We start from the raw sequence: 9,547 nt of genomic DNA on the forward strand, positions 1-9,547 counted from the left end.
CCGGGCTGGTGTCCGCGCTGGGCTGGGTCGAGCCGGCGCACCTGGGCCACCGCGTCAAGGCGCTGCTGGGCGGCGAGGCGCCGCTGGCGCGCAAGCTGGGTGTCGCCGCCTGTGCGCTGCACCGGCGCGACCCGGGCGCCGTGCTCGACGCGGCCCTGGCCGACGAGGCGGACAGCGTGCGCATCCGCGCGCTGCGGGCGGCCGGGGAACTGGGCCGCACCGACCTGCTGCCGCTTGTGCTGGCGCTGCTCGGCGAGGCCAAGCCCGAACTGCGCTTCTGGGCCGCCTGGTCGGCGGTGCTGCTGGGCGACCGCGGCCATGCCCTCGATGCGCTGCGCGCCTTCGCGCTGGAACCCGGCCCGCGGCAGATGCGGGCCTTCCAGCTCGCGCTGCAGGCGCTGGACGTCGGCGCCGGCCATGCGCTGCTGTCCGAATGCACCGGGCTGCCCGGCGCTGCGCGGCTTCGCATCGTCGGTGCCGGCTTCGTCGGCGACGCGCGCTATGCGCCCTGGCTGATCGAGCAGATGGCGCAGCCTGCCGCGGCGCGCATCGCCGCCGAGGCCTTCGTCGGCATCACCGGCGTGGACTTCAACCTGGAACAGATGGAGGTGCCGCCGCCGGAGGGCTTCGAGGACGGCCCCAGCGAAGACCCCGACGACGAGAACGTCGACCTGCCCGAGGACGCGGCGCTGCCCTGGCCCGACGCGCAGAGGCTGCAGCGCTGGTGGCAGGCCAACGCGGCGCGCTTCGCGCCGGGCGCGCGGTGGTTCCTCGGGCAGCCGGTGTCCGAGGCTGCCTGCGCGCAGGTGCTGCGCGAGGGCTTCCAGCGCCGGCGCGTGGCGGCCGCGCTGCATCGCACGCTGCTGCAGCCGGGCATGCCGCTGTTTCCCACCAGTGCGCCGGCGTGGCGCCAGCAGCGCTGGCTCGACCGGTTGGGTTGAGACCTCGCCGGCCGAGGCATAGGCCGTACGGCGAGATTGCCAACCCCCTGTACCGAATGAATACTCCGCGCGAAGGACCGCCCGCGCTGGCTGGCGGGCGGCAACGGAGCAAGGCCGGGAGCCGGTAGCAGATGATTCGTATCGCAGTGGTCAGCCGGCAGGGCGTTCCGGTCGCGGGGGCGTCGGCCGACTTCGGGCCCCAGGGCGGCACCGTCGGACGGGCCGACACCAACACGCTGGTGCTCAGCGACCCGGAGCGCACCGTCTCGCGCGTGCATGCGCAGGTGCTGTGCCGCGACGGCCAGTACGTGATCGTCGATCGCGGCAGCAACCCCATGCAGTCCAACGGCCAGCCGCTGGGCTCCGGCCGCGAGGCACCGCTGGCCGATGGCGACCGGCTGGTGATCGGCGGCTTCGAGCTGCTGGTGAGTGCGGCGGCGCCGCAGGCGCATGCGGCGCCCGCAGCCGCTGCCGCGGCGCCGGCCGCCGGAGACGACGATCCCTTCGCAGACCTCCTCGCCGGCCTGGCCCCGCCGCCGCCCGCTGCCGCGCCACCGGCCCCAGCCCCGGCCGACCTGCCTTTCCCGGACCCTCTGGCCGCCGGCACGCGCCAGGCCGCAGCGGACGCACCGGACCCCTTTGCCGACCTGATGGCGCCGCCGGCTGCGCCCGCGTCTGCCGGCGGCCCGGTGCTGGACGACTTCTCCGACCTCGGCCTGCCGGCCGCCGCGTCGCCGACCGCCAGCGCGCAGAAGATCGACGAGCTGTTCGGCGGCATGGGCTCGGGCCTGGGCGGCGATCCGCTCGCGCTGTCGCCGCTGGCCGACCCGCTGCTGCAGCCCAACACGGCCGGTGCCGTCGACGACCCGCTGGCCGCGCTGCAGCAGGCGCGCCCGCCCGCGCAGGCGCCGCGCAGCGACCACCTGCCGATCGGCCAGTTCGGTTTCGAGCCGCCCCGCGCGGCGATGCCGGCCGCGCCGGCGCCCGCGGCATCGCCGGAAGAGGGCACCTTGTTCGACGACCAGACCGGCCAGCCGATCCGCATCTCCCGTCGCGCCGCGCCGGCGCCGGCGGCGCTGCCGGACGACCCGCTCACCGGCATCTTCGCCGCGCCGGCGGCGCCGCAGGCCGCGCCCGTGCGGCCCGCCGCGGCGCCGGAGCCGGCACCATCACCGCCGCCCGCCCCGGTGCGGCATGCCGCACCTGCCGCGGCCCCCGTGGCGGCCGCGCCCGCCGCGCCAGCCATCGGCAGCGCTGATGCCTCCGACCTGCTCGCCGCCTTCCTGCGCGGCCTGGGCCCGATGCACCAGCCGCCCACGACGCTGACGCCGGCGCTGATGGAGCGCATCGGCGTGCTGCTGCGCGGCGCCACCGAGGGCACGCTGCAGCTGCTGCTCACGCGCCAGGAGTTCAAGCGCGAGGTGCGGGCGGAGGTCACGATGATCGCCGCGCAGGCCAACAACCCGCTGAAGTTCTCGCCCACGGTGGACGTGGCGCTCACCCACCTGCTGGGGCCCGGCGTGCGCGGCTTCATGCCGGCCGAGGCCGCCATGCGCGACGCCTTCGACGATCTGCGCTCGCACCAGTTCGGCGTGATGGTCGGCATGCGCGCCGCGCTGGCCCGCCTGATCGAGCGCTTCGGCCCGGAGGAGCTGGAGAAGAAGATCGCGGCGAAGTCCGCGCTCGACAGCCTCTTCGCCGCCAACCGCAAGGCCAAGCTGTGGGACCAGTTCACCGCGCTGTACGCCGGCATCGCCAGCGAGGCGGAGGACGATTTCCATGCGCTGTTCGGCAAGGCCTTCCTCGAAGCCTACGAGGAGCAGATGGCGCGCCTGAAGGACGGCGACCGGGCCTGAGCCCGGAGCGGCAGGCATCAGGCGACCGGCGAGGACACGCGTGGACATCGAGATCGTCACCCTCTCCAAGCCGGGTGGCCGCGAATACAACGAGGACGTGCACGGCCACTGGCACAACGGCCACTTCGTGGCCTGCCTGGTGGCCGACGGCGCGGGCGGCCACGGCGGCGGCGACGTCGCGGCCGCGACCGCGCGCAGCAGCATCCTGGGCGGCTATGCGGCCGGCCCCTCGCTGGACGGCGACGCGCTGCGGCAGCTGCTGGAGCAGGCCAACCTGGACGTGGTCGCCCGGCAGGCCGAGGGCGGCAAGCTGGCCGCGATGCGCTCCACGGTCGTGTTCGCGGCGATCGACCTGGAGCACGAGGCGCTGATGTGGGCGCACTGCGGCGACAGCCGCGCCTACCTGTTCCGCGGCGGCGCGATCGTCGCTCGCACCACCGACCACAGCCTGGTGCAGCAGATGGTGGCGGGCGGCATGCTCGACGAGGAGGGCGCCCGGCTGCACCCGCAGCGCAACATGCTGCTGTCGGCGCTGGGCTCGGTGAGCGACCTGCCGGAGATCAGCATCTCCGACCGCATGCGGCTGCAGACGGGCGACGTGGTGCTGCTGTGTTCGGACGGCGTCTGGGAGGTGCTGGGCGACGAGGGGCTGGTCACCACCCTGCACGCCTCGCGCACGCCGAGCCAGTGGATCGACGAACTGGATGCGCAGATCCGGGCGCGCGCGAAGCCGGGACACGACAACTACACCGCGCTCGGCCTGTGGGTGACGGCGGGCGACGACGACAGCGACGACACGCGCCTGCTGCCGGAATGAGCCTCGCCGGACTACCCCAAGAGGCCCGACCGTAGGCCGTCAGGCCGAAGGTACGCCAGCGAGCGAGCGAGCGGGCGGCGGCAGCCCCTGCCCACAAACGACAACGCCGGCGGTCGATGACCGCCGGCGTTTGCTTCCCGGGCCCGCGCGCGGCCCGCCGGGCCGTCAGCCGTACTTGGCGTTCTCGGCGATGTTCCACGCCGCCGTCTTCACGCCCTTGCCCGCACCCTGCTTGGTCTGCGGGTCGTACTCGAACTTCACCTTGGCGAAGTTCAGGGTGACGTTCTCGGTCAGCCGGTCCTCGCCGCCGCTGCCGCCCGTGGAGACGCTGGTGACGATCAGCTCCTCCATGGTGATCTTGATGTACTCGAGCGGGTTCTCGCCGGCCTTGCGCACCACCAGCACCGCCTTGGGAATGTGCTTGCCGCCGTAGCAGGCGAGCTGCAGCGCATGCGAGGCGGAGTCGATGTACTTGGTGAACGACAGGTCCTGCACGTTGACCTTGCCCGCGCCGCCGCCGGTGCCCGTATGGGTCGTGCCGCTTTGCGACATGCCCCAGCTCCATGCCAGGACGTCGATCTCCTTTCCGTGCGTCTTGTCGGCCGACTCGCCTTCGATGTCGTCGATCTTGATGAACATGTCTACTGCCATGATGTGCACCTTTCAGTTGGGTGGGTGGTGAGGAGGGGCCGGGACTTCCTTGCGGATCGGTGGGGAAGCTGTCTGGAAAACGATGAAGCGCCCCGGCTTTTCAAAAGAAGAGGAACCCGCCGCCAGGCTCAGCTCGCGCCCTTGGCCGAGGGCAGCTTCGACACCAGGCGCAGCGACACCGTCAGCCCTTCGAGCTGGTAGTGCGGGCGCAGGAAGAACTTCGAGGTGTAGTAGCCGGGGTTGCCTTCCACCTCCTCGACCACCACCTCTGCGGCGGCCAGCGGCTTGCGGGCCTTGGTCTCCTCCGACGAGGTGGTGGGGTCGCCGTCCACGTAGTTGGTGATCCACTTGTTCAGCCAGCGCTCCATGTCGGCGCGCTCCTTGAAGCTGCCGACCTTGTCGCGCACGATGCACTTGAGGTAGTGCGCGAAGCGGTTGCAGGCGAACAGGTAGGGCAGGCGCGCCGCCAGGTTGGCGTTGGCGGTGGCGTCCGGATCGTCGTACTCGGCGGGCTTCTGCAGCGACTGGGCGCCGATGAAGGCCGCGAAGTCCGAGTTCTTGCGGTGGATCAGCGACAGCAGGCCGGCCTTGGAGAGTTCGGCCTCGCGCCGGTCGCTGATGGCGATCTCGGTCGGGCACTTCTGGTCGACGCCGCCGTCGTCGCTCGGGAAGGTGTGCAGGGGCAGGTTCTCCACTGCGCCGCCCGACTCGATGCCGCGGATGCGCGAGCCCCAGCCGTACAGCTTGTACGAGCGGTTGATGTTGGTGGCCATCGCGTACGCGGCGTTGGCCCAGGCGTACTTGCTGTGGTCGGCGCCGGCCGTGTCCTCCTCGAAGTCGAACTCCTCCACCGGGTTGGTGTTGGCACCGTACGGCGTGCGCGCCAGGAAGCGCGGCATGCACAGGCCCAGGTAGCGCGCGTCGTCGGACTCGCGCAGCGAGCGCCAGGCCGCGTACTCGGGCGTGAGGAAGATCTTGGTCAGGTCGCGCGGATTGGCCAGCTCCTGCCAGCTCTCCATCTGCATCAGGCTCGGGCCGGCACCGGTGATGAAGGGGGCGTGGGCCGCGGCCGCGATCTTGGCCATCTCGCCCAGCAGCTCCACGTCGGGCGGCGTGTGGTCGAAGTGGTAGTCGCCCACGATGGCGCCGAAGGGCTCGCCGCCGAACTGGCCGTACTCCTGCTCGTAGACCTTCTTGAACATCGGGCTCTGGTCCCAGGCCGCGCCCTTGAACTTCTTCAGCGTCTTGCCCAGCTCCTGCTTGGAGATGTCCATCACGCGGATCTTCAGGTTCTCGTCGGTCTCGGTGTTGTTCACCATGTAGTGCAGGCCGCGCCAGGCACTCTCGAGCTTCTGGTAGTCCGGGTGGTGGATGATCTTGTTGATCTGCTCGGTCAGCTTGGCGTCGATCGCGGCGATCATGGCCTGGATCGACTTGGTGACGTCCTTGCCGATGAGCTGCGTCTGGCTCAGCGCCTGCTGCGCCAGCGTCAGGACGGCCTGCTCGACGGCGCTCTTGGCTTCGTCGCTGCGGGGCTTGAATTCCTTCTGCAGCAGCGATGCGAAGTCGCTGCCCGCGTATTCGACGTCCTTGAGCGCGTTCTGCTGGAGTGCTTCGGCCATGGGTTTTCTCCTCTTCGCAATGCGGTGGTTCAGGCGGCGCCGCCCTCTTCGGGCTGCTTGGCCGACGAGGCCAGCGACTGCAGCAGGGCCGGGTCGTCCAGCACCTTGGCCAGCAGCTCCTCGGCGCCGGTCTTGCCGTCCATGTAGGTGACGAGATTGGACAACTGGTTGCGCGCCTCCAGCAGCTTGTTCAGCGAGTCGACCTTGCGCGCCACGGCGGCGGGCGAGAAGTCCTCCATGTTCTCGAAGGTCAGCTCCACCTTCAGCTCGCCTTCGCCGGTGAGCGTGTTCTCCACCGAGAAGGCGGTGCGCGGCTTCATCGCCTTCATGCGCGCGTCGAAGTTGTCGACGTCGAATTCGAGGAACTTGCGGTCGGCCACCGGCGCCAGCGGATCGGCGGGCTTGCCCGACAGGTCGGCCAGAACGCCCATGACGAAGGGCAACTGCACCTTCTTCTCGGCGCCGTACAGCTCGACGTCGTATTCGATCTGCACGCGCGGCGCGCGGTTGCGGGCAATGAACTTCTGGCTGCTCTTGGACATGACGGACTCCTGGCGGGAGGGTGGAATGAAACGGTGCGGACGACGGCGCGCGGCGGTGATGCGGGCGCTATTCCGAATCCGAGGAAGCCCGGGCGCCGGTCACGTGTTCGATGGTGCCCATGGCGTCGGGAGCGAGGTTGGCGATGATGTCCAGGAAGCTCACGCCGATGAGCTTCTTGGCGCGTTCGATGAGCAGGGGCGCCGGGTTGCCGGGCTCGGCCTTCTCCAGGTAGCGGATGACGCGGTCCAGCATCTGGATGGCGTCCTGGCGCGTGCCGATCTCGCCGCGCGGCGCGCCGCCGGCCGGCCGTGCGCCGTCCTCCGTGCTCGCCGCCGCGGCCTCGGACGCGCCCGGGGCGTCCTCGCCTCCGGCCTCGGGCGTGCCGGCGGCCTCGCGGGCCGCCTGTGCCAGCAGCTGGCCGATCGCGCGCAGCCGCGCCAGGTCCACCGCGTCGCTGCGGCCGGTGCGTTCGACCAGCAGGCCCTGCAGGCCGGCGACGGCCGCGGCGATGCCCTGCATCCGCCCGGCGGCCTGCGGCTCGGCCGCGAAGATCTCCTCGAGCCCGCCCTGCACCTGCGCGGGCGAGTAGCTGTTGTCGCCGGCCGGCAGCGCGTTGCGGGCGACCGCGACGTCGCGCACGCGCATCGGTCCCACGCTGCGCGAGACGCCGAGCGCCGCGTCGTGGAGGTCGCGGATCACGAGCTGGTCGTCCCACAGCGGCGCCAGCGCGTTCAGGCGCATGGTCGGGTCGTTGTCGTCGTCGGCGTCCAGGCGCGGATGGATGCCGTCCCAGAAGCGGTCGAGCAGCCCGTGCAGCAACTGCAGCCCCAGGCCGAAGCCGGCCAGGCCCTGCTGGCGCGTGCTGGCGCGCAGCAGCAGCACGGCCGCGCGCACGTCCTTGCTGCGCCGGAGCAGCTCGATGGCCTGCTCCGAGACCTGCGCCCATTCCGGCTCGACCGCCGGGATCACCGTGTCGCCGAACTGCTGCTCGGGCTTGCCCTGCGCCGCGCCCTCCAGGGCGATGAAGGCGGCGTCGTATTCGAGATCGTCGCCGCAGGGCGAAGCCTCGCTGATGGGCGCTTGCAGTGCGTCGACGAGTTCCGGGGTGAGCATGTTGCCTGGCGAAATCCGCTGGGGATAATCGAAGATGCCCCCTGGAGGGTCAATGCAACGAAGGAAATAGCATGCGCATGGCAGGCACTCACCGTTTGTCCTATGGCCGCCGGTCCCTCGCGGGCTGGATCGGCCTGTCTGCCCTGGCCCCGTGGTGGCTCGCCGGCTGTGCCGGCGCACCCAAGCCGGTGGTCACGCCGGTGGCGCTGAACCTCATCGCCGGCCCCGACGCCAACCCCGACGCGCGCGGCCGCGCCTCGCCGCTGACCATCCGCGTGTATGCGCTCAAGACGCCGGCGCCCTTCGAGGCGGCCGACTTCTTCACGCTCTTCGAGAAGGACCAGCAGGCCCTGGGCGCCGAGCTGGTGCAGCGCGAGGAAATGCTGCTGCGCCCCGGCGAGAGCCGCAAGCTGAACATGACGCTGCCCGCCGACGCGCGGGCGCTGGCCTTCATGGCCGCCTTCCGCGACCTCGACCGCGCGCGCTGGCGCGAGGTGCGGGCGGTGGAGCCGGGCAAGCCGCTCGACCTGGCCGTGACCTTCGGCGCGCGGCAGATCGGCATCAAGCCCTAGTCATCCGCCGCGCTCGCGCGCCAGCGGCTGGTCCGCCGGCAGGAAGCGCATCAACGGGTCGTGCACGAACGCGGCCTGCGGCGCGACGGCGCAGAAGTACAGGCTGCGCCAGAACACCTGCCCCTCGGTGCCGAAGCGCGACAGCTGCCCCACCAGGGCGCGCAGCCCGGGCCGCAGCGTCGCGAACTCCTGCACGAACAGGTGGATGCCCTGGCGCGCGCCGGCGTCGCTCGCCTCGGGCAGCAGGCCCACGCGCAGCGCGTGCAGCTGCTCCTCGACGGTGTCGAAGACCGCGTCGAACAGGGCATCGAGCAGCACCTCCTCCTGCGGCAGCGCGCCGGCCTCCGGCGGCAGGCGATGGCCGAGTGCCCGTGCCAGGGCGGCATCGGGCAGGGCCTCCCGCACGGCGTCGAAGCCCTCCAGCCGCTGCAGGCCGGTGACGACGACGTGCACCGGCAGCCGCAGGCCGAGCAGGCCGGCGGTCTCGCACAGGCGGCGGGCCATCAGTTCGAGCAGGCCGGCCAGCACGGCCGGGTCGGCCCGCAGCGTGGCGGCCGCCACGCACAGGACGATGCCGTGCAGCGGCAGCCGCGGCCGCTCCCGGGCCAGCACCTGCAGGGCGTGCAGCCAGGCCGCGTCCTGCGGCGCTGACGAGGGCCCCAGCGGCGGCGGCCGGATCTCGATGGCGACCATGCCGTCCAGGGACCACCAGCGCCAGAAGGCGTCGCTGTCCGCGACGGACAGCGGGCCGGCCGGCTGCGCGGTGGCCAGCAACTGCGCCAGGTCGGCCGCCGGATCGCCCACGCACAGCATCCACGGATGCGCGTAGCGCCTGCGCTGCGCCGCCGGCAGCGGCTCGACGGCCGCGCGCAGCCGTGCCTCCCAGGCGGGGCCGGGGCCGCCCTGCGCCGCCTCCGCCGCCTGGCACCGGCGCATCAGCTCGCGCAGGCGCCGCGACCGCCGCGCACCCACGCGCCGCCACCAGAACAGCGCCAGGCTCAGCGCACCCGCCGCCAGCAGGAACCAGAGCCAGGGAGGGGGCGTGCGCATGCCTCAGCGCTCCCGGGTCTGCAGGAACACCCAGTCCGCGACCGGCGTGTCCGCCGGGCGCCGGGTGCTCACCATCTCGCGCAGGCGCAGCAGGTAGTCCGCGGCCAGCTCGAAGGGCGGCGGCTCGGCGCCGGCCTCCTGCACGTCGGGCGCCGCGGCGACGGCCGTGACCAGCACCGTGCCGAAGGGCGGGCTGACCAGCCAGCTCGCCGGCAGGTCGGCGCCGAAGCGGGCCGACTGGCCGGGCGCCAGGTCGGTGAAGCGCGAGCCGTCCACGCGGAAGTGCAGCACGGCGCCGTCGGCGGTGTAGTAGTCCACCCACAGGCGGCTGGGGAAGGCCGGGCCGCGCACCTCGGCCACGAAGGCATCGCCCTCGCGCAGC

At 72.3% G+C, this 9,547-nt stretch carries 9 protein-coding genes and 1 pseudogene; 4 read left to right on the top strand and 6 right to left on the bottom strand.

The features are described 5' to 3' along the window. The 3 genes from ACIY1X_RS06585 to ACIY1X_RS06595 all read left to right on the top strand — a co-directional run. Window positions 1–941 (top strand): TIGR02270 family protein (locus ACIY1X_RS06585; protein ID WP_399679142.1); only part of this gene is annotated, 941 nt, incomplete at its 5' end. 131 nt (window positions 942–1,072) lie between these two features. Beyond that, the gene (gene tagH, locus ACIY1X_RS06590) at window positions 1,073–2,797 is read left to right on the top strand and encodes a type VI secretion system-associated FHA domain protein TagH (protein ID WP_399679145.1); all 1,725 of its coding nucleotides are present in this window, start codon (window positions 1,073–1,075) and stop codon (window positions 2,795–2,797) included. A gap of 40 nt (window positions 2,798–2,837) precedes the next feature. Continuing rightward, complete coding sequence (locus tag ACIY1X_RS06595) at window positions 2,838–3,614, top strand: PP2C family protein-serine/threonine phosphatase (protein WP_399679148.1); 777 nt, start codon at window positions 2,838–2,840, stop codon at window positions 3,612–3,614. A 165-nt stretch (window positions 3,615–3,779) separates the two neighbouring features. Here ACIY1X_RS06595 and ACIY1X_RS06600 read toward each other — a convergent pair whose 3' ends face one another. From ACIY1X_RS06600 to tssA, 4 genes are all read right to left on the bottom strand, one after another. Continuing rightward, on the bottom strand, window positions 3,780–4,265 hold the full coding sequence (locus ACIY1X_RS06600) for an Hcp family type VI secretion system effector (RefSeq protein ID WP_399679150.1): 486 nt from the start codon (window positions 4,263–4,265) through the stop codon (window positions 3,780–3,782). Between the two features lie 128 nt (window positions 4,266–4,393). Further along, the gene (gene tssC / locus ACIY1X_RS06605; protein WP_038204043.1) at window positions 4,394–5,887 is read right to left on the bottom strand and encodes a type VI secretion system contractile sheath large subunit; all 1,494 of its coding nucleotides are present in this window, start codon (window positions 5,885–5,887) and stop codon (window positions 4,394–4,396) included. 29 nt (window positions 5,888–5,916) lie between these two features. Continuing rightward, window positions 5,917–6,429 carry a type VI secretion system contractile sheath small subunit gene (tssB, locus tag ACIY1X_RS06610; RefSeq protein WP_399679154.1) on the bottom strand — a complete coding sequence of 171 codons (513 nt, stop codon included), beginning with the start codon at window positions 6,427–6,429 and terminating at the stop codon, window positions 5,917–5,919. 67 nt (window positions 6,430–6,496) lie between these two features. Further along, window positions 6,497–7,543: a type VI secretion system protein TssA gene (gene tssA / locus ACIY1X_RS06615; protein WP_399679157.1), complete on the bottom strand. Its 1,047-nt coding sequence runs from the start codon at window positions 7,541–7,543 to the stop codon at window positions 6,497–6,499. Window positions 7,544–7,620: 77 nt separating this feature from the next. Here tssA and tssJ point away from each other — a divergent pair, with 77 nt between their 5' ends. Beyond that, a complete protein-coding gene (gene tssJ, locus ACIY1X_RS06620; RefSeq protein WP_399679159.1) occupies window positions 7,621–8,115 on the top strand; it encodes a type VI secretion system lipoprotein TssJ in 495 nt (164 codons plus the stop codon). On the opposite strand, the gene ACIY1X_RS06625 is transcribed toward tssJ, so the two are convergent. Beyond that, window positions 8,116–9,165 carry a type VI secretion system protein gene (locus tag ACIY1X_RS06625; RefSeq protein ID WP_399679162.1) on the bottom strand — a complete coding sequence of 350 codons (1,050 nt, stop codon included), beginning with the start codon at window positions 9,163–9,165 and terminating at the stop codon, window positions 8,116–8,118. A gap of 3 nt (window positions 9,166–9,168) precedes the next feature. Further along, a pseudogene (locus ACIY1X_RS06630) lies at window positions 9,169–9,547 on the bottom strand (type IV / vi secretion system, dotu); the annotation flags it as partial.

This window comes from Xenophilus sp. (genome assembly GCF_044462705.1).
In the GTDB taxonomy this organism is placed as follows: Bacteria; Pseudomonadota; Gammaproteobacteria; order Burkholderiales; family Burkholderiaceae_C; genus Xenophilus; species Xenophilus azovorans.